The organism is Neorhizobium galegae (assembly GCF_021391675.1).
In the GTDB taxonomy this organism is placed as follows: domain Bacteria; phylum Pseudomonadota; class Alphaproteobacteria; order Rhizobiales; family Rhizobiaceae; genus Neorhizobium; species Neorhizobium galegae_B.
Genome location: NZ_CP090095.1, coordinates 3,238,956 through 3,261,940 on the forward strand (window position 1 = coordinate 3,238,956; position 22,985 = coordinate 3,261,940).

At 61.3% G+C, this 22,985-nt stretch carries 21 protein-coding genes, 1 other RNA gene and 1 pseudogene; 13 read left to right on the forward strand and 10 right to left on the reverse strand.

Annotated features, from left to right (window positions below):
* Window positions 1–8: 8 nt before the first annotated feature.
* The 6 genes from LZK81_RS16160 to LZK81_RS16185 all read right to left on the reverse strand — a co-directional run bounded on the left by LZK81_RS16160 (window position 9) and on the right by LZK81_RS16185 (window position 4,965).
* The gene (locus tag LZK81_RS16160) at window positions 9–452 is read right to left on the reverse strand and encodes a response regulator (RefSeq protein WP_046607842.1); all 444 of its coding nucleotides are present in this window, start codon (window positions 450–452) and stop codon (window positions 9–11) included.
* On the reverse strand, window positions 449–1,948 hold the full coding sequence (locus LZK81_RS16165) for a sensor histidine kinase (RefSeq protein WP_233953916.1): 1,500 nt from the start codon (window positions 1,946–1,948) through the stop codon (window positions 449–451). Before LZK81_RS16165 ends, LZK81_RS16160 begins: the two co-directional genes overlap by 4 nt.
* A gap of 140 nt (window positions 1,949–2,088) precedes the next feature.
* Window positions 2,089–3,897: a diguanylate cyclase gene (locus tag LZK81_RS16170; protein ID WP_046625138.1), complete on the reverse strand. Its 1,809-nt coding sequence runs from the start codon at window positions 3,895–3,897 to the stop codon at window positions 2,089–2,091.
* 169 nt (window positions 3,898–4,066) lie between these two features.
* A non-coding RNA gene (ssrS, locus tag LZK81_RS16175) (6S RNA) lies at window positions 4,067–4,225 on the reverse strand.
* Window positions 4,226–4,289: 64 nt separating this feature from the next.
* On the reverse strand, window positions 4,290–4,667 hold the full coding sequence (locus LZK81_RS16180; protein WP_046607844.1) for a cell division protein ZapA: 378 nt from the start codon (window positions 4,665–4,667) through the stop codon (window positions 4,290–4,292).
* Window positions 4,668–4,692: 25 nt separating this feature from the next.
* A complete protein-coding gene (locus LZK81_RS16185; protein ID WP_046610118.1) occupies window positions 4,693–4,965 on the reverse strand; it encodes a DUF4164 domain-containing protein in 273 nt (90 codons plus the stop codon).
* A gap of 342 nt (window positions 4,966–5,307) precedes the next feature.
* Here LZK81_RS16185 and tkt point away from each other — a divergent pair, with 342 nt between their 5' ends.
* The 9 genes from tkt (at window position 5,308) to LZK81_RS16230 (ending at window position 17,033) form a co-directional block, all read left to right on the forward strand.
* Window positions 5,308–7,290 (forward strand): transketolase, encoded by a 1,983-nt coding sequence (gene tkt / locus LZK81_RS16190; protein WP_233953917.1) that lies wholly within the window; start codon window positions 5,308–5,310, stop codon window positions 7,288–7,290.
* 76 nt (window positions 7,291–7,366) lie between these two features.
* A complete protein-coding gene (gene gap / locus LZK81_RS16195; protein WP_233953918.1) occupies window positions 7,367–8,377 on the forward strand; it encodes a type I glyceraldehyde-3-phosphate dehydrogenase in 1,011 nt (336 codons plus the stop codon).
* 439 nt (window positions 8,378–8,816) lie between these two features.
* Window positions 8,817–9,275, forward strand: a complete 459-nt coding sequence (locus LZK81_RS16200) for a hypothetical protein (RefSeq protein WP_233953919.1) — start codon at window positions 8,817–8,819, stop codon at window positions 9,273–9,275.
* 124 nt (window positions 9,276–9,399) lie between these two features.
* Window positions 9,400–10,266: a GIY-YIG nuclease family protein gene (locus LZK81_RS16205; protein ID WP_233953920.1), complete on the forward strand. Its 867-nt coding sequence runs from the start codon at window positions 9,400–9,402 to the stop codon at window positions 10,264–10,266.
* 742 nt (window positions 10,267–11,008) lie between these two features.
* On the forward strand, window positions 11,009–12,856 hold the full coding sequence (locus tag LZK81_RS16210) for a potassium/proton antiporter (RefSeq protein WP_046607848.1): 1,848 nt from the start codon (window positions 11,009–11,011) through the stop codon (window positions 12,854–12,856).
* A gap of 170 nt (window positions 12,857–13,026) precedes the next feature.
* A complete protein-coding gene (locus LZK81_RS16215; RefSeq protein ID WP_233953921.1) occupies window positions 13,027–14,229 on the forward strand; it encodes a phosphoglycerate kinase in 1,203 nt (400 codons plus the stop codon).
* Between the two features lie 220 nt (window positions 14,230–14,449).
* Entirely contained in the window at window positions 14,450–15,346 is an 897-nt protein-coding gene (locus tag LZK81_RS16220; RefSeq protein ID WP_233953922.1) for a fructose bisphosphate aldolase, read from the forward strand.
* Between the two features lie 211 nt (window positions 15,347–15,557).
* On the forward strand, window positions 15,558–16,004 hold the full coding sequence (locus tag LZK81_RS16225; RefSeq protein WP_046625132.1) for a hypothetical protein: 447 nt from the start codon (window positions 15,558–15,560) through the stop codon (window positions 16,002–16,004).
* A 111-nt stretch (window positions 16,005–16,115) separates the two neighbouring features.
* A complete protein-coding gene (locus tag LZK81_RS16230; protein WP_233953923.1) occupies window positions 16,116–17,033 on the forward strand; it encodes a PhzF family phenazine biosynthesis protein in 918 nt (305 codons plus the stop codon).
* Here the strand turns inward: LZK81_RS16230 and LZK81_RS16235 are convergent.
* Window positions 17,030–17,197 carry a hypothetical protein gene (locus tag LZK81_RS16235; RefSeq protein ID WP_172716904.1) on the reverse strand — a complete coding sequence of 56 codons (168 nt, stop codon included), beginning with the start codon at window positions 17,195–17,197 and terminating at the stop codon, window positions 17,030–17,032. The two genes, LZK81_RS16230 and LZK81_RS16235, sit on opposite strands and share 4 nt — an antisense overlap.
* Before the next feature lie 189 nt (window positions 17,198–17,386).
* Here LZK81_RS16235 and LZK81_RS16240 point away from each other — a divergent pair.
* The 3 genes and pseudogenes from LZK81_RS16240 (at window position 17,387) to LZK81_RS16250 (ending at window position 19,857) form a co-directional block, all read left to right on the forward strand.
* A pseudogene (locus LZK81_RS16240) lies at window positions 17,387–18,690 on the forward strand (MFS transporter).
* Complete coding sequence (locus tag LZK81_RS16245; protein WP_046607854.1) at window positions 18,687–18,878, forward strand: DUF1192 domain-containing protein; 192 nt, start codon at window positions 18,687–18,689, stop codon at window positions 18,876–18,878. Before LZK81_RS16240 ends, LZK81_RS16245 begins: the two are co-directional and overlap by 4 nt.
* A 466-nt stretch (window positions 18,879–19,344) precedes the next feature.
* Window positions 19,345–19,857 carry a DUF1465 family protein gene (locus LZK81_RS16250; protein WP_046607855.1) on the forward strand — a complete coding sequence of 171 codons (513 nt, stop codon included), beginning with the start codon at window positions 19,345–19,347 and terminating at the stop codon, window positions 19,855–19,857.
* Window positions 19,858–19,926: 69 nt separating this feature from the next.
* On the opposite strand, the gene LZK81_RS16255 is transcribed toward LZK81_RS16250, so the two are convergent.
* The 3 genes from LZK81_RS16255 to rpmE all read right to left on the reverse strand — a co-directional run bounded on the left by LZK81_RS16255 (window position 19,927) and on the right by rpmE (window position 20,981).
* Window positions 19,927–20,352 (reverse strand): hypothetical protein, encoded by a 426-nt coding sequence (locus LZK81_RS16255; protein WP_233953924.1) that lies wholly within the window; start codon window positions 20,350–20,352, stop codon window positions 19,927–19,929.
* Window positions 20,353–20,361: 9 nt separating this feature from the next.
* Entirely contained in the window at window positions 20,362–20,616 is a 255-nt protein-coding gene (locus LZK81_RS16260) for a type II toxin-antitoxin system prevent-host-death family antitoxin (protein ID WP_046607886.1), read from the reverse strand.
* Window positions 20,617–20,759: 143 nt separating this feature from the next.
* Complete coding sequence (gene rpmE / locus LZK81_RS16265) at window positions 20,760–20,981, reverse strand: 50S ribosomal protein L31 (RefSeq protein WP_038589408.1); 222 nt, start codon at window positions 20,979–20,981, stop codon at window positions 20,760–20,762.
* 187 nt (window positions 20,982–21,168) lie between these two features.
* Here rpmE and LZK81_RS16270 point away from each other — a divergent pair, with 187 nt between their 5' ends.
* Window positions 21,169–22,965: an ABC transporter transmembrane domain-containing protein gene (locus LZK81_RS16270; RefSeq protein ID WP_233953925.1), complete on the forward strand. Its 1,797-nt coding sequence runs from the start codon at window positions 21,169–21,171 to the stop codon at window positions 22,963–22,965.
* Window positions 22,966–22,985 lie beyond the last annotated feature (20 nt).

Genomic DNA, 22,985 nt, shown 5'->3' on the forward strand with positions numbered 1-22,985 from the left:
GCGTCTCGTTATTGTCCGGGTATCTGCATGACGGCAAAGAACAGCCCGAGCTGTCGGATGGCATGCGCAAAATTGTCGTAGTCCACCGGCTTGGTGATATAGACGTTGGCGCCGAGATCGTAGCAGCGCTGGATCTCCCGCTCATCGTCCGTGGTCGTGAGGATGACCACCGGCAGACGCTTGGAGTGAGGGTTGGACTTCACCTTCTCGAGGATGTCAATACCCGACATGTCCGGCAGGTTGAGGTCAAGAAGGATCAGCAGATGGCGATCCTGGTTCGAGTTTCCGGAACGATCCGCGCCGAGGATAAAGTCGAGAGCCGCATTGCCATTCGTAAAAGGAACGATCTCGTTGTTGACGCCCGCACGGCGGACATTCTTCTCGATCAGGCGCGCATGGCCTTCATCGTCCTCGATCATCACGATGGTGACTTCTTTGCCGGCAGCCTTCATGACCTGTTACTCCTGACATACTGGGACAAATCCGTGGGCAACCGGATGACGAACGTCGTCCCGCCGCCCAAAGTGGACGTCACCGTAATCTCACCGCCTAAATTTCTGACTAATGAACGCACATGCGCAAGACCGATACCTTCGCCCTGCTGGTCCTGGACGCCCGAGCGGCGGAAAAGCTCGAAAACCCTCTCGTGATCCTCCGGAGCGATGCCCCGGCCATTGTCCGCAACCTCTATTCTGATCGCAGCGCGGCCGATCGGCATGGCCTTGACCGAAAGGTTCAGCGACCGCTCCGGATGTTTGTACTTCACCGCATTGTCGAAGAGATTGCCGAAGATCTGTTCCAACGAAAATCGGTCGGTAATAAGGCCCCGCGCCTGGCCTACCGATATATTCACCTCGCCGCCCGCCTCGCTGACCTGATGATAGACGCTGGCGGCCGTCGCTTCCAGCAACTCCCCGAGATCGATCCTCTCCGGCTTCAGTTCGCGCCGTCCGTCGCGGGAAATCTTCAGGATCGCGTTGATCAGCCCGTCCATCTTCTTGGTGGAAGAGCGGATGAAGGCGATCGCCTCCGGCAGATCCTGCTCCACGGCGATGCGGGCGTCGTTCACGTCGGCTTCCGACAGCGGCGTCCCATCGGCCAGCACATAGGTGCTGATCGACTTGAGGCTGGCGTCGAGTTCGCTGGTGAAACCCATGATATTGACCAGCGGCGCGCGCAGGTCGTGCGACACGATATAGGCATAACGCTGGATCTCGCGGTTGGCCTGGATCAGATCCTCGGAGCGCTCGTTGACGCGCTCCTCGAGCCCGGCATTGAGTTCCTCGACCTCCAACCGCGCCCGCTGAAGCTCGCGGACATGCTGCCCGACGATCAGGATCGCACCGCCGATGACGAGGATGATCATCAGGCCGCCGCCGATGGTGATCCATTGCAGCGCCGACGCGGAATCGTTGAGGTCGTCGATCCCGGTCCCGATCCGCCCGTCCATGTCACCGATCAGCTTGCCGAGGATCGCCGTGATGCCTTCCATCAGCTGGCGGCCGTAGGCGCCGCGGATGACTTCGATCGCCCCGACGGCATTGCCCTTCTGCACCATCTCCACCGTCGACTGCATCTCTGCGAGCTTGTCGTCGATCAGCGGGTCGAGTTCGGCAAATGGAACGCGCACGGCGTCCAGATTGTCGGCAGCCGTCTTCAGCCGCTCACGCAACCGCGGAATGACCGCGTTGGCCGTCGTATAGGGTTTTAGGAATTCAGCATCCTGCGTCAGCACGAAACCACGCTGCCCGGATTCGGCCGCCCGCAGGAAAAGCTGCATGTCTGCCGCCGCACTTCGAAGCTCGCGCAGTTTCACCACGTCCTGGAAATAGACCTGCGTCGTCCTGGCCAGAAAGAACGATGACAACACGATCGCCACAAGGACGCCGCCCCCGACCAGAAGCATGAGCAGCGAGGATCGGGCGAAGGTGGAATTCAAAAAGGGCATGGATACCGGCCGGCAAGAACGGAAGGACAAGTGAATGGGAGGCAGAACTTGTCGCGACGGCGTCCGTTGTCAAGCAAAGGCTGAAGAATGCACGGATCAAGAGCGGATATCAGCTGCCGCGGCGTCTATCGCCGATCTGTTTAAGCCGAGGTGCGGCTCGCCTGATCCGTAAGTTTTACAGCGCCTGCAAGCACGGTCTGGTTCCGCCCGCCACCCTTGGCTTCGAGAAGCGCTGCATCCGCCCGCGTGAGGAGCGTCGACACCGGCCCCTCGACGGGCGAGCCCGCGACGCCGATCGAAACGGAGACGAGGCCGAGGATGCGGCCGCCATGCGAAAGCGGCATGGTCGCGATCTTCTGCCGCAGCCGTTCGGCAAGTTCGAAGGCGGCAGTCTCTACTGTGTCCGGCACGAGTATCGTGAATTCCTCGCCGCCGAAGCGGTAGCAGGTCCCCGCCTGGCCGACGGTGTCGAGCATCATCTGCGCGACATATTGCATCACCATGTCGCCGGCATCGTGCCCGAATTCGTCGTTGAAGCGCTTGAAGCGGTCGATATCCATCATCAGGCAGGCGAGCGGCTGGCCCGCATGGTCGCGCCCGTGGCGTGCGAGCGTCTCGTCGAGGCAGCGGCGGTTGAGAAGGCCGGTCAGCGCGTCGCGCACGGCAAGGTTCGTCAGCCTGTCGCGAAGCTGCAGGTTGGCGACCGCAAGGCCGATATTCTCGGCAATCAGCTCGAGATAGAGACGAGAGCCTTCCGCCGCCATCTCATGGCCGGCACGCTCTTCGAAATAGAGAAGGCCTATCGTATCGCCCTGCGCCGTCAGGGGCACGCAGAGCCCGGCGACTTCGCTTTCGCCGAGATGCTGGCAGGGAATGTCGCCATGGCCGTGATGGCTCAGGTGCGGCCGCCCGCGACGCAGGCTCCAGCAGGCGCTGCTCGGGAAGGACGGGATCGAAAGCTGCGGGTCGAGCCAGGAGCCTATCTCGGTGAGCATCGTTCGGCTGTCGTTCAGCACATAGAGCTGGCCGGCGAGGTTCGGAAAGATCTGCGGCGCAAAACGGGAGACGACCTCCGCCAGCTCGCCCTGCGTCTGGCAGGCCTGCAGCCGGTGCATCATCTGCAGAATGAGATCCTTGGTCAGTTGGTCGGCCCGCCGTTCGGCATCGAGACGGTCCCGCTCCAACCCGTTTTCGCGGAAGATGTGGATTGCCTGGTTCATCTCGCCGATCTCGTCCCGCCGGCGGTCGAGCGGCACTTCCACGGCATAGTCCTGCCGGGCGAGCCGGGTGACGATGCTGGTCATGCGGGTGAGCGGCATGGCAACGCGGCGCTTGAGCACGAAATAGAGAACGCCGAGAAACAGCGCGGCTGTGATGGCGAGCATCGTCTTGGCGGCAAGACCCCACCAGTCGCTGCGCGACTGCGCGAACGCGACCGCAGTCTCGGTGCGCGCCTTTACCAGTTCACGGAACCGGGTGACGGTTTCGAGCAGCCCCGTCTGCAGGCGGTCATGCTCGGGACCGAACAATGCCTCCTGCGCCCCGGCCCGGTCGCCGTTCTGGTAAGCGGCGATGGCTGCGTTCTCGAGCTGGTCGAGAGCGTCCGCGTCCTGTCCCACCTCGACCAGCGCGGCAAGCTCGGCATCCGAGGCACCGAGCGCCCTTATGCCCTTGATCGCCTGTTCGAGCTCCAGCTCCTCGGCCTCCTTGCGCCGGAAAGCCTGGAGATGACGGTCCTCGCCGCGCATCACATAAAGCCGGGCTTCATCGGTGCGCACTTCCGCGCCGAGCGCCAGCCCTTCGGAAAGCTCATTGAGGGAGAGGTGTTCCTCGACGGCGATCCGCTCCTGGTTGGCGCTCCCGGCAGACAGCATGAAGGCCGTGCCCGACAACACGGTCAGGACGACCGTGACACCATAAGCCCAGTTGGTGATCTCGTTGATACGCATGCCGGGAAGATAAAGCCGTCGTTTGAAAAGAGGATTAAGAGCCTCGCCCAAACCGCGATCGGGCCGCGCCAAGTCCGCGTCATGGTAAATAAATTAGAGATTTCTTAAATTCATCCGCCCGCACGAAGGCGGCTGATCGGGGAACGCCTGAAATCGGAGGAAGAATTAAGTGCGATCCGCGGCAACCGATGGATGTTTACGATCCTGGGTGCCTACAAACGTAGGTGGGCGCCGTGTGTCCAAGCCCACGGGCCTGGCCAGGGACAGCTCCCTTTGGATCGAGTATGGCCCCAGGGATTGTGGTTCCTGTCGTGAGGCGCAGATCGCACCAGCAATATATGTGTGATTGCCGGTCCGCACCAGTGGCGGAAAGCCTTTATTATCGACTTTGATCAGTTCACCGGAGCGGGCGTGCGGCCGTTGAGCTTGGCGGTCAGCCCGTCGAGCCGCGAGGCGAGCTCGCCGAGCGCCGAGACCACGTGCTGCTCGTTGCGCTGGTGGGTTTCGAGCGCGCCGTCGCGGTTGGACTTGAGTGCCGCGACCTCGGTCTCCAGCAGGCCGAGCTTGCGGGTCATCTCAGACAACTCGTCCATGATCATGATGCCGGCCATCACGGTGATGCGCAGGTCGCCGATCTCGCCGAACTGGCCCTTGAGGTGCCCGACGTAACGGTCGAATCGATCGGCCAGTTCGGTCAGGTGGCTTTCCTGTCCTTCCTCGCAGGCCATGCGATAGGCCTTGCCGTCGATCATCACCGTTACCTGGGCCATGGCATTCCCTTTTGATCCTGGCGCATCAGCGGTCGAGCACGGCGCGGATGGTTTCCATCGCCGTCACGAGGCGCCTCGAGACTTCCCGGTTTACTTCTTCCAGTCGATTGGCGCGGAATTGCGACTGATCGAGCTCCTGTGCGAGCCGTGCCCGGTCCGCGTGCACCCGGCGGACCTCGCCCTCCACATCCTGAGTCTCGCGCTGGCGCTCGATGCGCGCGTCGACGGCGCTCTCAAGACCGCCGATCGCCGCGCTGAGTTCCGAAATCACCATGTCGATCGTCTTTTCCGACGGCATGCGAAGCTTCCTGTCGATACGCGAAATGCGCCGAATCGATACGATCGGCCTCTCCAACAAGGGCGGAAGACTATTCACCGCCCGCAAGCCGGTCAATCAATCCAGGGCCTTCAAACGTGTCCTAACTGTGGATCGTCCCCTATGTTTCTGCCGCTCGCCACATGCTGCACGGAATTCAGGCAGCTGCAGGAAAGTTCGTCATCACCCGTTCGTAAGGAAGGCGCTTTTGTTGACTTGCGCGTTGCACCTGCTAAGGATCAGCCGCTCTTAGGTGGTCCCTGGGCCGCCCTTCAAGTGGTCCCACGAGGACCGTGACCGACACCCGTAAAAAGCGGATTAGCCATGACCTCTCTCGACAAACATAACCGGATGGCGAACGCGATCCGATTCCTCGCCATGGATGCTGTAGAGAAGGCCAATTCCGGCCATCCCGGCCTGCCGATGGGCGCTGCCGACATCGCGACCGTGCTCTTTACCCGCTATTTGAAATTCGATCCGAAGAACTCGCTCTGGCCGGACCGCGACCGTTTCGTGCTGTCTGCCGGCCACGGTTCCATGCTGCTTTATTCGCTGCTGTTCCTCACCGGTTACGAGGACATGACGATGGAGGACATCAAGCAGTTCCGCCAGCTCGGCTCCAAGACCGCCGGCCATCCGGAATACGGCCATGCGTCGGGCATCGAGACGACCACCGGTCCGCTCGGCCAGGGCATTGCCAATGCCGTCGGCATGGCGATCGCCGAACGCAAGCTGGAAGAGGAGTTCGGCTCCGACCTGCAGAACCATTTCACCTATGCGCTGTGCGGCGACGGCTGCCTGATGGAAGGCATCAGCCAGGAAGCGATCGCGCTTGCCGGCCACCTGAAGCTCAACAAGCTCGTGCTCTTCTGGGACAACAACTCGATCACCATCGACGGCGCCGTCTCCCTGTCGGACTCGACCGACCAGGTGATGCGCTTCAAGTCCGCCCACTGGAACACGATCGAGATCGACGGCCATGACGTCGACCAGATCTCGGGCGCGATCGAAGCCGCCCAGAAGTCCGACCGCCCGACCTTCATCGCCTGCAAGACCATCATCGGCTTCGGCGCTCCCAACAAGCAGGGCACCCACAAGGTCCACGGTTCGCCGCTCGGCGCCGAGGAAATCGCGGCAGCTCGGCAGGCGCTGAACTGGGAGGCGGAAGCCTTCACCGTTCCGGCCGACGTTCTCGATGCATGGCGCCTCGCAGGCCTGCGCTCGACCAAGACCCGCAAGGATTGGGAGGATCGCCTGGCTTCGACCGAAACCGGCAAGAAGGCCGAGTTCGTGCGCCGTTTCGCCGGCGATCTGCCGGGCAATTTCGACAGCGCCATCGACGCCTTCAAGAGGAAGATCGCCGAGAACAACCCGACCGTCGCGACCCGCAAGGCCTCCGAGGACGCGCTCGAGGTCATCAACGGCATCGTCATCGAAACGCTCGGCGGCTCGGCCGACCTGACGCCGTCGAACAACACCAAGACCAGCCAGATGAAGTCGATCACCCCGACCGACTTCTCCGGCCGCTACATGCACTGGGGCATCCGCGAACACGCGATGGCCGCGGCCATGAACGGCATCTCGCTGCATGGCGGCCTGATCCCCTATTCCGGCGGCTTCCTGATCTTCTCGGATTACTGCCGTCCGTCCGTCCGCCTCGCAGCCCTGATGGGCATCCGCGTCGTGCACGTCTGGACGCATGATTCGATCGGCGTCGGCGAAGACGGCCCGACCCACCAGCCGGTCGAGCAGGTCGCGGCACTTCGCGCCATCCCGAACCTCTTGATGTTCCGCCCGGCCGACGAGACCGAGACGGCCGAGTGCTGGCAGCTGGCGCTCAAGGAAAAGCACCGCCCGTCCGGCCTGGCGCTGACCCGCCAGAATCTGGCGCCGGCCCGCAAGACCTATGAAGAGAAGAACCTCTGCGCCCAGGGCGCTTACGAACTCGTCTCCGCGGCCGACGCCAAGGTGACGATCTTCGCTTCGGGTTCGGAAGTCGAACTGGCGCTGAAGGCGCAAGCTGTCCTCGACGGCAAGGGCATCGCGACCCGCGTCGTTTCCGTCCCCTGCGTCGAGCTCTTCTTCGACCAGCCGGAATCCTACCAGACCGCGGTCGTCGGCAATTCGCCGGTCAAGATTGCCGTCGAAGCCGGCGTGCGCGAAGGCTGGGATCACTTCATCGGTCCGAAGGGCGCCTTCATCGGCATGAAGTCCTTCGGCGCTTCGGGCCCTGCCAAGGATCTCTTCAAGCACTTCGGCATCACCGCGGAAGCGGTTGTTGCCGCAGCCGAAAAACAGCTCGCCTGAGCCAAAGACAGACCATGAAAAGGGGCGCGTTCGGCGCGTCCCGCCAAGACAGACCGCACATTTTCGGGAGAATGACATGACTGTGAAAGTTGCCATCAACGGCTTTGGCCGCATCGGCCGTAACGTTCTGCGTGCTATCGTGGAATCCGGCCGCACCGACATCGAAGTCGTTGCCATCAACGACCTCGGCCCGGTCGAGACCAATGCCCACCTGCTCCGCTACGATTCCATCCACGGCAAGTTCCCGGCCGATGTGAAGGTCGAGGGCGACACGATCACCGTCGGCGGCGGCAAGCCGATCAAGGTGACCGCGATCAAGGATCCGGCGACCCTGCCGCACGGTGCACTCGGCGTCGATATCGCGCTCGAATGCACGGGCATCTTCACCGCCCGCGACAAGGCCGCGGCGCACCTGACCGCCGGCGCCAAGCGCGTCATCGTCTCGGCGCCTGCCGACGGTGCCGACCTCACCGTCGTCTTCGGCGTCAACCACGACCAGCTGACCCGGGAACACCTGGTCATCTCCAACGCGTCCTGCACCACCAACTGCCTGGTTCCGGTGGTCAAGGTCCTCGACGACGCGATCGGCATCGATCATGGCTTCATGACCACGATCCACTCCTACACGGGTGACCAGCCGACCCTCGACACGATGCACAAGGACCTTTATCGCGCCCGTGCAGCAGCCCTCTCGATGATCCCGACCTCGACCGGTGCCGCCAAGGCCGTCGGCCTGGTTCTGCCGCACCTCAAGGGCAAGCTCGACGGCACCTCGATCCGCGTGCCGACCCCGAACGTCTCGGTCGTCGACTTCAAGTTCGTCGCCAAGAAGACGACCACGGTTGCCGAAGTCAACGAAGCGATCAAGGCCGCTTCCAACGGCGCGCTGAAGGGCATCCTCGGTTACACCGAAGAGCCGCTCGTCAGCCGCGACTTCAACCACGACAGCCATTCCTCGATCTTCGCGATCGACCAGACCAAGGTGCTCGAAGGCAATTTCGTCCGCATCCTGTCCTGGTACGACAACGAATGGGGCTTCTCGAACCGCATGGCCGACACGGCCGTGGCGTTTGCCAAGCTGATCTGAGGATCACAGACGCTGCCTTCGGGCGGCACCGGCAGGATATCGCCCCCTCCCGCAAGGGAGGGGGTTTTTGTTTGCGGGGATGGTGGAAGGACGGCGCCGACTTAGACAAAAGGGCGGCGGGAGCAAGGTTAGCGACAGGGAAGCACGCATGGCTTCATTGGGGCCGGGAGCGGACTGGCAGCTTCTGGAGGGCGACGCTGGGAAAGCAGCCATACTGAATGCGTTCTGAGCTACGACGTGCGGTTCGAATCTCGTCCAGTGCGCCATTTCAGTACAGAACTATGAACGCCGAACGGCGCCGGTTGCCCGCTCGAAGCGGCCACCAGGACCTTCTGGCCGAAGGGGGGCGTACCGGCCATTCTGGTCGTGGGGATTCGAACAGTCTATGACGCCAGTTGGTAGTTCGAAATGGGCTACATAATTTTGCGAGAGGGCGACATTGAGCAATCATAAGCAAATTACAGGAAACATCGGCGTCTATCATGTAGCACGGGAACTATCGCGCGTGGGCTGGAATGTCATGCTCACGGTAAGGAATGCCAAGGGTGCTGATATGTTCGCCATATCAGAAGACGAGAGCACCCAGCGCCCGATCCAAGTCAAGTCTCATGCTGCGAGGCCACAGGATACGCATCTTGGACTTCTGCCAGAGAAGCACGTTACCCCATGGTGGGTGTTTGTTGCATTTGCGGCTAGTTCGGAGCCGACTTGTTACGTCATTTCGCTCGAGGAAATTCGTGCCCGCATGGGGCGCGATCCGGGTACGCGAACAGGTAAACCCGAACATGAACGCTTGTTCTGGTTTCACCGTCGTTACTACACCCCAGGATCAGATCTCGAGATGACTGAGGCGCGGAACGCTTGGCACCGCCTTGGACAAGCAAGGCCTTTAACCTAAGACCTGCCCATAGCACTCCTCTAAGCATCTGTTAGCCTTCGCTTAATTGCCATCAACAGCGACAATAGCGGAGCTGATTATAAAACTTGTCGTTTTGCGGGAGCAATGCAAGCAAAGGATTAGAATGCCACAGTGGAACGCAGATACGTTGCTTAATCTCGGGTTTAAGGACGTCGCCGGCTGGATATCTTCAGATGATGGAGGCATCGACTACCGTTTGGATGGCTTGAACGCACAATCCGACATGCTGCTGTTAGACGAGCGGAACTCACTATATGCTTTTGTTTTCGATAACAGCGTCATGTATATTGGTAAAACCTCTAGAAGTATTCGAAAACGCTTTGCCGGATACAAAAATCCACACCGCGACCAGAGAACAAACTGGCGTTGCCATGGTAAGATTCAGGAGGTGCTCCGACATGACAAGGCACTACGCATATTTATATTCAATCCGATTTCTTACTTACGCTACGGCGATTTCGAAATTAATATTGCTGCGGGATTGGAAGACTCCTTAATTGCAGAGTTTAGTCCGCCATGGAACGGTAGCGAACGTGGGCGACCGGTCACCGAGGAGGCCGAACGGGAAAAGGCGGAAGAAGTTTCTTCACCCACCAGCGCCCCACAGCAAATTCCTGATGTGCTTTCGGCCGTGCCAATGCCCGACGGCCTGACACAGGTTATTGCGTCCTTCCAAATTGCCCTAGGAGAGGCGTACTTCCACGGGGGGCTAATCAACCCGGGTGTAGAAGCGAGCAGTTACCTCGGTAATGACGGCGATCCGATTACGATTGCCTTTGGTGACGGAACTGAACCGGTGACATCCCGCATTAACCGAACCGCCAACAAAACGGGAGCCGTCCGAATCGTAGGCCGAAACAGATTTATTGCACAGTGGTTCCAAAAGCATTTCAACAAAGGCGATACCGTTGAGGCGCAAGTGTTGGACCCGCACAGAATCCTTCTGATTACCAAACACGTGGAGCAGTGACTTGATGCCCCGAAGTCCAAAGGCGAGCCCGATCGCAACATTCACTGCAGTCTGCTTCGGGCCGAACGGAGGCATTGAAGGCATTCGCTTCATTCAAGTCCTGCCCCGCACCCCTCCCTCAGATTTTTTTCACCCTCGATCATCCCCACCTCTCCAACCCATGCCTACAATCCCCTCGCTCCCACCGCCGGAGTGTTTCGCGAGACGTTCGTGGGCAGGCGGGGGCCGGCGCTTTCATTGGAACCGTAACGTGCGGGGATGGTGGAAGAGGTGAAAGCCATGGTGTGTGCGTCGAAAGACGAACATTCCTATCAAGCCTCCCCCTGGCCACCGGGCCGGGTTCGGCTGAGCCGTGCAAGTGGCAGGATTTCCCGAAAGGAGATCGCGAACGAAGCCACGCAGTGGGGCGAGGTGATCACCTGTAGGGGCCGGAAGCCCCGAGAAGACGCCGAAGGCCACGCGAATGCGGAGGCACCTATTAAAATCTATTGAGGTTCCGCATTCGTGTGGACTCTCCGATCTTTGACAGAGCCACGGCACCAAGGCACGCGTCCGTCTTTTTTCCGCCCCTGCCCTTCTCTTGCCGGAATTGTTCCCGCCTAATCGATCAGTCGATTCGCCTGGCCCTCGGCCGGGATCTGCCCCATTCTTGCATGGCCGCGTTGCGGTATGGCACAGTTCCGGTTCCGGAGCTGCGGACGGGGATGGTGTCGGCGAGAGGTGCGAAGGAAGGGACTTTTAGGTGGAGGCTTTTTATATCGTCCTGCTGGTCGGCACGGTCCTGGTGCTGGCGGCTGCCCTTTCCAGCCTCCTTGCCTTCCGTTTCGGTGCTCCCCTCCTCTTGATCTTCCTGTCGATCGGCCTGCTCGCCGGCGTCGATGGCCTCGGCATCCAATTCGAGAACTATTCCTTCACCTTCATGCTGGGATATCTGGCGCTGGCGATCGTGCTGTTCGATTCCGGCTTCATGACCCCCATCCACTCGTTTCGCATCGCCGCCGTTCCGGCGGTCACGCTCGCCTCGGTCGGCGTCCTCCTGACGGCCGGCCTTTTTGCCTTCGCCGCGACGATCCTTCTCGACTTCAACTGGCTCGAAGGCCTGCTGCTCGGCTCGATCGTCGCCTCGACGGATGCGGCCGCCGTCTTCTTCCTGCTGCGCGTCAGCGGCATCAACATCCGCGACAAGGTCCGTTCGACGCTCGAAGTCGAGTCCGGCACCAACGACCCGATGGCGATCTTCCTGACGATAGCGCTCGCCGAACTTCTGGCGACCGGACAGGGTTTTTCCGGCCTCGACCTGCACTTCCTTTTCCTGTTCGTCGAGGAAATGGGGCTCGGCGTCATCTGCGGCCTGTTCGGCGGCATGATGATCGTCTGGGTGCTGAACCGCTTCACCTCCGACCGGGGGCTGGCGCCGATCTTCGTGCTGACGCTGGCGCTGCTGGTCTTTTCCTTCACCGGCGCCATGGGCGGCAGCGGCTTCCTCGCGGTCTATGTGGCCGGCATCTATTCCGGCAATCGCAAGATGTTCGCCAAGCCCCAGATCATCCGCTTCAACGAGGGACTGAGCTGGCTCGCCCAGATCATCATGTTCCTGGTACTCGGCCTGCTCGCCACGCCGTCGCAGTTTCCGGCCATCCTTCTGCCGGCGATCGGGCTGGCACTGTTCCTGATCTTCGTCGCCCGGCCGATTGCGGTGTGGCTGAGCCTTCTGCCCTATGATTTCACCCAGCAGGAAACCAGCTTCCTCGCCTGGGTCGGCCTGCGCGGCGCCGTCTCCATCCTGCTGGCGATCATGCCGGTCTTGAGCGGCGTCGAGAACGGCCAGCTCTTCTTCAACGTCACCTTCATCATCGTGCTGGTCTCCCTCCTCGTCCAGGGCTGGACGATCAAGCCGGTCGCCCACAAGCTCGGCCTCATCATTCCGCCGCGCATCGGCGCCGTCGACAAGATCGAGCTCGACCTGCCGGGCACCGCCCATCACGAACTGATCTCCTACCGCGTCATGAAGGGCAGCCCGATCCTGCAGGGCGAGCGCATTCCTCGCTGGGCCATGCCGTCGCTGGTCATCCGCGACGGCCGCAGCATGCGTTATCAATATGCCGGCCGGCTGAAGGAAAACGACCAGGTCTACCTGTTCATCTCGCCCGCCTACTCGAAACTCCTCGACCGCATCTTCGCAAGCCAGGTGCCGGTCGACGAGGACGACGCGGAATTTTTCGGCGCGTTTGCGATCTCGCCGACCAGGCCCGCCAAGGAGCTCGATGCGGCTTACGGCCCCGGCCTGCTGTCCGCCAACGAGCAGAACATGACCGTCGGCGACCTTATGACGTCGCGGCTCGGCGGCCGGGTGGATTATGCCGACCGCATCCGCTTCGGCTCGATCATCCTGATCGTGCGCGAACTCGACGAGCACGAACATGTCCGCAGCATCGGCATCTCGCTGGAGCCGGTGGAGCCGGCGACCAATCTGCCGATCTTCATCAACATGCGCGAGATTGCCCACCGCGTCCGCGATCTGGTCCGCAGATATCGCGGCAAGAACGTGCCGGTGAAGCCGGGCGCCGTGCCGCCCGAGGGCCCGGCATAGAGCGGCGAAAGCTCAAACAAAATCCTCCACCCGCTGCGTTATCGCAGTAGAATCGGCATGCAGCCTATCCGCGACAGACGGAATGGAAATGGTTGCGACCAATCGTCTTGCGTCGCCGGTCAGGCATAGTAAGGTCCGCTACGAACTTTCCGAGTAAATGGATTAGCATCATGCCGGCCTTCAAAACCCTTGACGACCTCACCGATATCGCAGCCAAGCGCGTGCTCGTGCGCGTCGATCTCAACGTTCCCGTTTCCGATGGCAAGGTCACCGACGCGACCCGCATCGAACGCGTCGCACCGACCATCCTGGAACTTGCCAAGAAGGGCGCCAAGGTCATCCTGCTTGCCCATTTCGGCCGTCCGAAGGGCGAGCCGATCGCCGACATGTCGCTGTCGCTGATCGTCTCTGCCGTCAACCAGGTCCTCGGCCACAAGATCCTCTTCGCCTCCGATTGCATCGGCCCCGAAGCCGAACAGGCGATCGCCCACATGAAGAACGGCGACATCCTGCTGCTCGAAAACACCCGTTTCCACAAGGGTGAGGAAAAGAACGACCCGGGCTTCACCGAGGCGCTCGCCAAGAACGGCGACATCTTCGTCAACGACGCCTTCTCCGCCGCCCACCGCGCCCATGCCTCGACCGAGGGCCTCGCCCATCACCTGCCCGCCTATGCCGGCCGCACGATGCAGGAGGAACTCGAAGCGCTCGAAAAGGGCCTCGGCAATCCCGCCCGCCCCGTCGTCGCGATCGTCGGCGGCGCCAAGGTCTCGACCAAGATCGACCTGCTGCAGAACCTCGTGAAACGGGTCGACGCGCTGGTGATTGGCGGCGGCATGGCCAACACCTTCATCGCGGCACAAGGCATCGATGTGGGCAAGTCGCTCTGCGAGCACGACCTTGCCGACACGGCCCGCAAGATCATGGCAGAAGCGGCAGCGTCCAATTGCGCCATCGTGCTGCCGGTCGACGGCGTCGTCGCCCGCGAGTTCAAGGCTGGTGCCGCCAACGAAGTGGTTGATATCGACAAGATTCCCGCCGACGCCATGATGCTCGACGTCGGGCCGAAGTCGGTGGCGGCCGTCAACGAATGGATCTCCAAGGCCTCGACGCTCGTCTGGAACGGCCCGCTCGGCGCCTTCGAGATCGAGCCGTTCGACAAGGCGACGGTCGCTGCCGCCAAGCATGCGGCAGAGCAGACCAGGGCCGGCAAGCTCACCTCGGTCGCAGGCGGCGGCGATACGGTCGCGGCCCTCAACCACGCAGGCGCTGCCGACGACTTCTCCTATGTCTCGACCGCCGGCGGCGCATTCCTGGAATGGATGGAAGGCAAGGATCTGCCAGGCGTCTCGGTGCTGATCAAGGCCGCCTGATCTGTCATTTTTTCCAAAAGGGAGCGCGTTCCATATAGGGCGGCGCGCTCCCGAGTTAACTGGTTTAAAAAATTTTAGATGTTTTAAACGATTGAAAGCATTTCAATCGTTTCAATAGCTTACCGGAGGATTTCCCTTTAAAATAACTTCTGTTATCCGCGACTGACAGCTTGGGAGAGACGAGCGCGTTGTGCGCCAACTTTAGGGACAGGAGTGTAGTATGGTGGACGCGAAGATGTTGAACAAGATGCGTTCTGCGCCCGGATTTATTGCGGCGCTGGACCAAAGCGGCGGTTCAACACCCGGAGCATTGCGTCTTTATGGCGTGTCCGAGTCCGACTATCAGGGTGACGAGGAAATGTTCCGCCTGATCCACGCCATGCGCGTCCGCATCATGAGCGCGCCCGCCTTCACAGGCGACAAGGTTATCGGCGCCATCCTTTTCGAGCGGACCATGGACGGCGACGTCGATGGTCAGGCCGTTCCCTCCTATCTCTGGGAAAAGCGCGGCGTCGTCCCCTTTCTCAAAGTCGACAAGGGCCTGAATGCCGAGGAAAACGGCGTTCAGACGATGAAGCCGATGCCCGATCTGGATGATCTCCTCATCCGCGGCCGCGAAAAAGGGATATTCGGGACCAAGATGCGTTCGGTGATCGGCCATGCCGACAAGGCCGGCATCGCTGCCGTCGTGGAACAGCAGTTCCAGGTCGCCCGTCAGATCATCGGCCAGGGCCTCATGCCGATCATCGAGCCTGAGGTTTCCATCAAGAGCCCGACAAAGGAACAGGCTGAAGCGATCTTGCGCGACGAGATCGCACAGCAGCTCGACAAGCTTCCCGCAGGCGAGACCGTCATGCTGAAATTGACGATCCCGACGGTCGCCGATTTCTACGCTCCCTTGACCGCCCACAAATCGGTCGTCCGCGTCGTCGCCCTTTCCGGCGGCTACAGCACCGCGGAAGCCTGCGAAAAGCTCAGCCACAACCATGGCATGATCGCGAGTTTCTCGCGCGCCCTGGCGGAGAACCTCCGTGCCTCGATGAGTGACGCGGACTTCGATGCGAGCCTGGCCGCAACGATCGATCAGATCTACGCCGCAAGCGTCAACAAGTCCTGATACGGTTGTGGAGCATGCCGCTGTTCTCAGGCGACGTGCTACCGGGGGAAGCTGGAAGAAGTATCTCGAAAAGGCCGCTTGAGGAGCGCCTTTTCAAGGAGGAGGAAGAAGGCCGCTCCGGAAACGGAGCGGCCTTTCTGTTTGCTGCGACCTTGAAGCGGACGTGAACCGAACGGGCAAAACAACGTTCATTGCATGATGGAGGTTGCCCATGACGGAAATTGAAGAAAAGGTCCGCAGGCTTTTCGATGAATACGGCCGAACCAGCAATGACGCCCTGAAGGACGCGGCGGCGGTGAATGTCTCCGGCGTCGCAGCGTTCTTCGCCGCCTACTTCGTCGGCTCGACACCACAGGCGGTGTTCGGTGGAGCCAATGACGCGGCATTCCGGGAAGTGATCCCGCAGGGCTTCGCCCGATATCGGGATGCCGGCGGCAAGCGGATGGACATTACCGGCGTCAGGATCACCTGCCTCAACGATCTTCATGCGCTTGCGGAAGTCGGCTGGGATTTTTCCTACGTCAACAAGGCGGGCGAAGCCGGCAATGTTCGGTTCACCAACTTCTATCTGGTGACGATCGCCGATGGCGACCCCAGGATTTTCGCCTATATCACCGGCGACGAGGAGAAGGCGATGCGTGACCACGGTCTTGCCTGAGCCGATGACGCGGGCCGCTTTCATTCCGTTGATGACCGCGATCAAAAACATTGGCTGGTCATGACGGTTGATGAGGCTTTAAATCCGGTATCGCTCCCGGAGAGTTCCGCCATGCCGACCACAGATTTCGTCACCGTCGATGTCTTCACGACCGAACGTTTCGCCGGCAACCCGCTCGCCGTGGTGCCGGATGCGCGCGGGCTCACCGACCGGCAGATGCAGAAGATCGCGGTCGAATTCGGTTATGCCGAAAGCACCTTCGTCCTGCCGCCGGAAAATCCTGAAAACAGCGCGCGGGTACGCATCTTCACCCCGACGATGGAAATTCCCTTTGCCGGCCACCCCAATGTCGGCACCGCCTACGTGCTCGGTCAGCGGCGCGAACTGTTCGGCAAGCCGCTCGCCGATACGCTCCGATTCGAGGAGATCGCCGGCCTGGTGGAAATCCGGCTGCTGCGGGAGGCAGCCGGTGTGATCGGCGCTACGATCCGCGCGCCGAGACCGCTGGAAATCGGCGCCGAGATCGAGCCGGGCCTGATCGCCGACTGCGTTTCGATCGACGCAAAACACGTGCGCACCACCGCCCATGGACCGGTCTTCGCCTCGGTCGGCCTCGCCTTCGTGATCACTGAACTCGATGGCCTCGAAGCGCTTGCCGCCGCCCGGCCGAACATCACGGCGTTCCGCAAGGCGGCCGCAAGACACCAGGGCGCCGATGGCGACTTTCCGATCTTCCTCTATGTCCGCAGCCGGGAAAAGCCCTGGAACCTCCGCGCCCGCATGTTCGCGCCGCTCGACGACATCATGGAGGATCCGGCGACCGGCAGCGCCTCAGCCGCCCTCTCCGCCTTCCTGGTAACGCGTGTGCCGGAGAAGGACGCCCAGGTGCATCTGACAATAGAGCAGGGCGTCGAGATGGGCCGCCGCAGCATCATCGAGCTCGACGTGGTCAAGACGGCCGGCACCGTCACCGACGTCACCATCACCGGCCACTGCGTGCCCGTCATGCGCGGCTCGATCGACGTCTAGAGAGTCGTGAATTCGCGCAGGATCAGCGCTGCGCTCCAGACCGCAAAGGCGACGATTGCCAGCTTCCAGAAGTCGCCCCGGCGCCTCAAGCCCGGAAGGTTGAGCGGCTTGATGATCTGCACAAGCATGGCGAAGATCAGAAGAACCGCGATTGTCTTTGTCATTTGGTCTTGCCGATCTTATCCGCCACAGGCTGGACATTTTTGCGCTCCACCACAGATAGATGTGGAGGGGATTCGGGGAATAGGTAATCCGCTTCGCTTTCGTTAACGCCCGGTTCATCGGCATGCAACAATGCTTGCCTGCGGAGCCGTGATTGATCGCATTCGTGCAAAGAGCTGACTGTAGCAAAGATGAGACGAAACCTCTTTCCAATCCTCGCCCTCCTTTGCGGTACGCTTCTCCTCTTCCTCGGCAATGGCCTGCAGAGCCTGCTTCTGCCGGTGCGGGGCGCTCAGGAAGGTTATTCCAACGAAGTGCTCGGCCTGCTTGGCACCACATGGGCCTCCGGCTTCGTCATCGGCTGCTTCGTGGCGCCGAACGTAGTGCGCCGCATCGGCCATGTACGCGCCTTTTCCGGTTTCCTGTCGCTGATATGCCTCAACGTGCTGCTGACCGGGCTGATGGTCGATCAAAACACCTGGCTGGTCTTACGCGCCATCACCGGCTTCTGCACCGCCGGCACCTCGATGATCATCGAAAGCTGGCTGAACGAGCGCGCGACGAGCGAAAGCCGCGGGACGATCTTTTTTCCTTCTATATCTCGATCACCCTTTTCGGCGTTGTCGGCGGCCAGCTGATGGTGCCGTTCGCCGATATCACGACGCCGACACTGTTCATGATCTGCGGCATCCTCTACAGCCTTGCCGCACTGCCGACGACGCTGTCCAAGGCCGCCTCGCCGCAACCATTGAAGCGCGCCCGCCTCGATCTGCGCGCCCTCTTCCGCAACTCGCCGATCTCCTGCATTGGCATCCTGCTGATAGGCGTCGCCAACGGCGCCTACGGCACGCTCGGCGCGGTCTTCGGCACGCGCGCCGGGCTCGACCAGGGTGCGGTAGCGGCGATGGTCAGCATCACGCTCTTCGCCGGCGCGATCATGCAGTTCCCGGCAGGCCGGCTGTCCGACAGGATGGACCGCCGCCACGTCCTTGCCGGCCTGTCGGCCGCGGCAGCCCTCGCGGGCCTGGCGATCCTCGCAATCCGGCCCTCCGGCACCTATGAGATCGTCGTGCTGGTGGCGATCTACGGCGCCGCCGCCAACGCGCTCTATCCGATCGCCGTCGCCCACGCCAACGACTTCGCAGCCCCCGAGGACTTCGTGAAGGTCTCCGGCGGCCTGCTTTTGCTCTACGGTATCGGCACGATCATCGGTCCGACGCTCGGCGGCCCGGTGATGACCTGGGCCGGCCCGCATGCACTGTTTGCGGTGACAACCGGGGCGCATCTTCTGGTGGCCGTCTATGCTATCATCCGCAGCCGCCAGCGGGCGCCGGTTCCGATCGCCGACCGTGACGCCTACACGACCGCCTCAGGCGGCAGCTCCCAGCTTTCGACGCCGGAGAGCTTGTCGCTCGACCCCCGCTCTCGCACCACCGACTCACCACCGGATGCGAATGCCAAGCCAGATGCGAATGCCCGAAAGGAGGCATCATGAGCTTTCTCGATGACGACCGGCCGAAGAAGCCGATAACCCACGAGCTCGGCAGCGATCTCTCCATGCTGTCCGTGGACGAGCTCGAATCGCGAATCGGCCTCCTGAGGCAGGAAATCTCCCGGCTCGAAGCCGAGAAGGAGATAAAGGCCGCGGGCCGGCGCGCGGCCGACAGTCTGTTTCGTTCCTGAACGTCGGGCGCAGCCAAGAACTCTAAGTATTTCTGCTTACTTTTAAGACTATATTAATCATTAACGTAGAATATAAAGCCGTTCAGGTTTCCTGGACTCAGACAGTTTCACCATTCGGCGAATGGTCTGATTTCTCCCTGTTTTACCTTGAGAGCCGCCATTCCGCGGCTCTCTTTTTTTATGGCCACGCCGGCCCGGCTCCGGCTCCTTGCCTCCAATACCGCTGCGGCGAGGGTTTCAGCCGGCTTTCACACAGAAACAAACTGTTGTATTGGACGCCAAAATGCGTCTCATTTCAGGAACATGGCCGTTGTTTACCACTTCTTGTGGGTATTAACCTTTCCTTAAGAAACGCCTTGCGGATTTCCATTATAAGTATCATGTTCAGGTCAGTCAGAACGGCATGGGAACTTTTATCCGCCGTTGTCATTGCCTGAGTGTGATTGCGTTGAGCAGGATGATTTCGATGTCCGAACAGGGATTGAATACCGTAAGTTTTGCAGGCCGTGCCGCTGCGTCTTCGCAGTTCAAGGCGCTCTACTCCGAAGGTATGTCGCTGGTCGAGGAGACCGCGAGCTATCTCGACGGTACGGGCCGCGCTGCTTCAAAGGTTCTGCCGCGCATGGCATCGGTTCTCTATGCGGCCGAATCCATGCGGCTGACCACCCGCCTCATGCAGATGGCCTCCTGGCTGCTTCTGCAGCGCGCCGTCAACAATGGCGAGATGAGCCGCGAACAGGTCCTGTCGGAAAAGAGCAAGGTCCGTCTCGACGGCTTCAACGTCGACCGCAATGCCCCGGGCTGGCTCGACCTGCCGGAAGGTTTCCGCGATCTCGTCGAACGTTCGCTGCGCCTCCAGAACCGTGTTGCCATTCTCGACCGCGAGATTTACCGCCCGGCCGACCCGGCCGTTCTGCCGGACAACGAAAACAGCGTCCGCGCCCAGCTCAACCTGCTGCGCACCGCCTTCGGCAACTGATCGCCATCGCGCAAAGCAAATACATCGAACCAGAGGGCCGTGCGCAAGCATCGGCCCTTTTCCTTTCGGTCAACGCCTTACCGAAGGGCTTCTCTTTGCCTTTGCCAGCTCAAGAAACTTCGCCTTGATGATCGCGAACAGGCCGGGTGGAATATAGCCGTAGCTGAACTCCCTCGATTTGCCCGGCACCGGTGACAGCCCTGCACTCGGCCATTCGTCGATATTGTGCTCGGAAACGATCACCCAGCTCGGTTCGTCGTCGAGCCCGATCGCTCGCGTCACCTTGGCCGGAATTTCTATTCCGACTGTGCCGCCGGAGGGCGGCGTATGGGTGATGGGGAGCAACATGACGAAACGGGGTTGGGCAGAGCTATCGCTTGCCGCCACAAGGCATGTCGGACGATCCTTGCCTTGGTACCGCCCCGCAGCCGCCTCATGCGTCCACAGATAATCATAGCGGACGACGAGACCCGGCTTCGGCTCGATGAACGCCATCGAGATCTCTTACTTCAGGAGTTCGTCGAGCGCCGCATGCTCCGGGTCCATCTCGGCCCGCTCTACCGCATCGATAACGACGTCGAGAGCATCGGCCGTGGCGTGGCTCCGTTGTGCCGCCGCCTTCAGCCAGTCATAGTGATCTGCGGACATCAGCACGAATTCGCGCCGTCCGTGCCGGGTGATCTCAACCGGCTCACGCTGCGCCTGATGCTGGTATTCGCCGATCTTGCGCTGAAAATCGAGAGAGCTGACGGTGGGCATCATGGATGATCCTTTGGCGGCCGAATACAAATTATACATATAATTTGTACAAACGTAAACAGAACGCCTCAGATCCCAACACCGCAAACGAAAAAAGCCCGGCTTCCGCCAGGCTCTTCGTATCTCGTCCGCCAAGAAGCGTATTAGAGGCCGAGGCCGCCGAAACGCTTGTTGAACTTGGAAACGCGGCCGCCGCGGTCCAGCATCTGCTGGTTCCCGCCCGTCCAGGCCGGATGGGAGTTCGGGTCGATTTCCAGGTTCATGGTAGCGCCTTCCGAACCCCAGGTAGAGCGGGTTTCATATTCGGTGCCGTCGGTCATGACCACTTTGATCACGTGATACTGCGGATGGATGCCAGCCTTCATGTCGATATTCCTGCTCTGCGAGGTCCATTTGTCGCAATTGCGAGCGAGAGGCCTCTTTAATAAATGAAGCCGTAGACCGGTCTGGTCACGGCTTCCCAATTAGATGCGGAGCCTATACAGGAAGGTCACCGGAAGTACAAGTACCCGTAAGGCCGAGAAATGAGCCTTTCGAGCCTATGGAGATGACGTGGCAGACGCCCGAGAAAACCAGCCGAGAGGCAAAGCCCTAAGACCGCTTGCAAGGCTCATTCCCTATCTTGCCCGTTATCGTTCGATGGTCGCCGCGGCAATCGTTTTCCTCGTGCTCGCCGCCGCAACGACGCTTGCCTTGCCGCTTGCCGTGCGCCGCATGGTCGACCATGGCTTTGCCTCTTCCGACGGCCATTTCATCAACAACTATTTCGGCATGCTGCTGGCATTGGCAGCCCTCCTCGCGGTCGCCAGCGCCATGCGCTACTATTACGTCATCACGATCGGCGAACGGGTCGTGGCCGACCTGCGCCGCGAGGTGTTTTCACATGTCACGTCGCTGTCGCCGTCCTTTTTCGACGTCAACCAGTCTGGCGAGATCGTCTCGCGGCTGACCGCCGACACGGTCCAGATCAAGTCGGCCTTCGGCTCTTCCGCCTCCCAGGCGCTGCGCAACACCATCCTCTGTCTCGGCGCGATGGGCATGATGATCTACACGAGCCCGCGGCTCTCCTTGCTGGTGCTCGGCGCCATCCCGCTGATCGTCTTTCCGCTGGTCGGTTTCGGCCGTTCGGTCAGAAAGCGTTCGCGCGCCGCCCAGGACACGCTTGCCCAGACCTCGGCCTTCGCCTCCGAAGTGATCGGCGCCACCCGCACCGTCCAGGCCTTTGGCGGCGAGACGACCGCAAACGGCAGGTACGGCAGTACTGTGGAAAGCGCCTATGACGCGGCCCGCACCGCGATCAAGGCCCGCGCACTGCTGACCGGTTTCGGCATTCTCCTCGTTTTCGGCAGCATCGTCGGCGTACTCTGGTATGGCGCCCAGAGCGTTCTGGCCGGTACCATGACCGCCGGCACGCTCGGCCAGTTCGTGCTCTATTCGGTGATCGTCGCAAGCTCGCTCGGCCAGCTCTCGGAAGTCTGGGGCGAGCTTTCGTCAGCCGGCGGTGCCGCCGAGCGGCTGACCGAGCTGCTGCAAGAAGTCCCGGCCATTCGCGACGCGGAAAATCCGGTCGCGCTCCCCTCCCCGCCGCGCGGCGAAGTCGAGTTCGAGGCGGTCTCCTTCGCCTATCCGGCCCGCGTCAGCGCCATCACGCTGAATTCGCTGTCGTTCAAGGTGAAGTCCGGCGAGACGGTGGCGATCGTCGGTCCGTCCGGCGCCGGCAAGAGCACGATCTTCTCGCTGCTGCTGCGTTTCTACGATCCCTCCGCCGGCTCGGTGAAGCTCGACGGCATCGACCTGCGCCAGGCGAAACTCACAGAACTGCGCTCCCGCATGGCGATCGTGCCCCAGGACGTGACCATCTTTGCCGCCTCGATCCACGACAACATCGCCTTCAGCGCGCCCGATGCCAGCCGCGAGGCGGTTCGGGCCGCCGCCATAGCCGCCCAGGCCGACGAGTTCATCTCGAAACTGGACAACCGTTACGACACCATGGCCGGCGAACGCGGCATCACGCTCTCCGGCGGCCAGCGCCAGCGCATCGCCATCGCCCGCGCGATCCTCAAGGATGCCCCGGTCCTGCTGCTCGACGAGGCGACCTCGGCACTCGATGCGGAAAGCGAAACGCTGGTCCAGAAGGCGCTGGACGGGCTGATGCAGAATCGCACAACGCTGGTCATCGCCCATCGTCTGGCAACTGTGCTGAAGGCCGACCGCATCCTCGTTCTGGAAGACGGTCGGATCGCCGAGGAAGGCACGCATCAGAGCCTGATCGCCGAGGGCGGCCTCTATGCCAGGCTCGCCCGCCTGCAGTTCCACGACATCGAACGACAGAGCGCGACTGCGCTCTGATCGTTAACGCAAACGTGTTT

What these genes read in the sequence shown, in the direction of transcription:
- LZK81_RS16215 (WP_233953921.1), top strand. Translation starts at nt 13,027, where the DNA reads ATGCCGGCCTTCAAAACCCTTGACGACCTCACCGATATCGCAGCCAAG.
- LZK81_RS16170 (WP_046625138.1), bottom strand. Translation starts at nt 3,897, where the DNA reads ATGCGTATCAACGAGATCACCAACTGGGCTTATGGTGTCACGGTCGTC.
- LZK81_RS16235 (WP_172716904.1), bottom strand. Translation starts at nt 17,197, where the DNA reads ATGACAAAGACAATCGCGGTTCTTCTGATCTTCGCCATGCTTGTGCAG.
- LZK81_RS16245 (WP_046607854.1), top strand. Translation starts at nt 18,687, where the DNA reads ATGAGCTTTCTCGATGACGACCGGCCGAAGAAGCCGATAACCCACGAG.
- rpmE (WP_038589408.1), bottom strand. Translation starts at nt 20,981, where the DNA reads ATGAAGGCTGGCATCCATCCGCAGTATCACGTGATCAAAGTGGTCATG.
- tkt (WP_233953917.1), top strand. Translation starts at nt 5,308, where the DNA reads ATGACCTCTCTCGACAAACATAACCGGATGGCGAACGCGATCCGATTC.
- LZK81_RS16185 (WP_046610118.1), bottom strand. Translation starts at nt 4,965, where the DNA reads ATGCCGTCGGAAAAGACGATCGACATGGTGATTTCGGAACTCAGCGCG.
- LZK81_RS16255 (WP_233953924.1), bottom strand. Translation starts at nt 20,352, where the DNA reads ATGGCGTTCATCGAGCCGAAGCCGGGTCTCGTCGTCCGCTATGATTAT.
- LZK81_RS16225 (WP_046625132.1), top strand. Translation starts at nt 15,558, where the DNA reads ATGACGGAAATTGAAGAAAAGGTCCGCAGGCTTTTCGATGAATACGGC.
- LZK81_RS16165 (WP_233953916.1), bottom strand. Translation starts at nt 1,948, where the DNA reads ATGCCCTTTTTGAATTCCACCTTCGCCCGATCCTCGCTGCTCATGCTT.
- gap (WP_233953918.1), top strand. Translation starts at nt 7,367, where the DNA reads ATGACTGTGAAAGTTGCCATCAACGGCTTTGGCCGCATCGGCCGTAAC.
- LZK81_RS16180 (WP_046607844.1), bottom strand. Translation starts at nt 4,667, where the DNA reads ATGGCCCAGGTAACGGTGATGATCGACGGCAAGGCCTATCGCATGGCC.
- LZK81_RS16205 (WP_233953920.1), top strand. Translation starts at nt 9,400, where the DNA reads ATGCCACAGTGGAACGCAGATACGTTGCTTAATCTCGGGTTTAAGGAC.
- LZK81_RS16160 (WP_046607842.1), bottom strand. Translation starts at nt 452, where the DNA reads ATGAAGGCTGCCGGCAAAGAAGTCACCATCGTGATGATCGAGGACGAT.
- LZK81_RS16230 (WP_233953923.1), top strand. Translation starts at nt 16,116, where the DNA reads ATGCCGACCACAGATTTCGTCACCGTCGATGTCTTCACGACCGAACGT.
- LZK81_RS16250 (WP_046607855.1), top strand. Translation starts at nt 19,345, where the DNA reads ATGTCCGAACAGGGATTGAATACCGTAAGTTTTGCAGGCCGTGCCGCT.
- LZK81_RS16220 (WP_233953922.1), top strand. Translation starts at nt 14,450, where the DNA reads ATGGTGGACGCGAAGATGTTGAACAAGATGCGTTCTGCGCCCGGATTT.
- LZK81_RS16260 (WP_046607886.1), bottom strand. Translation starts at nt 20,616, where the DNA reads ATGCCCACCGTCAGCTCTCTCGATTTTCAGCGCAAGATCGGCGAATAC.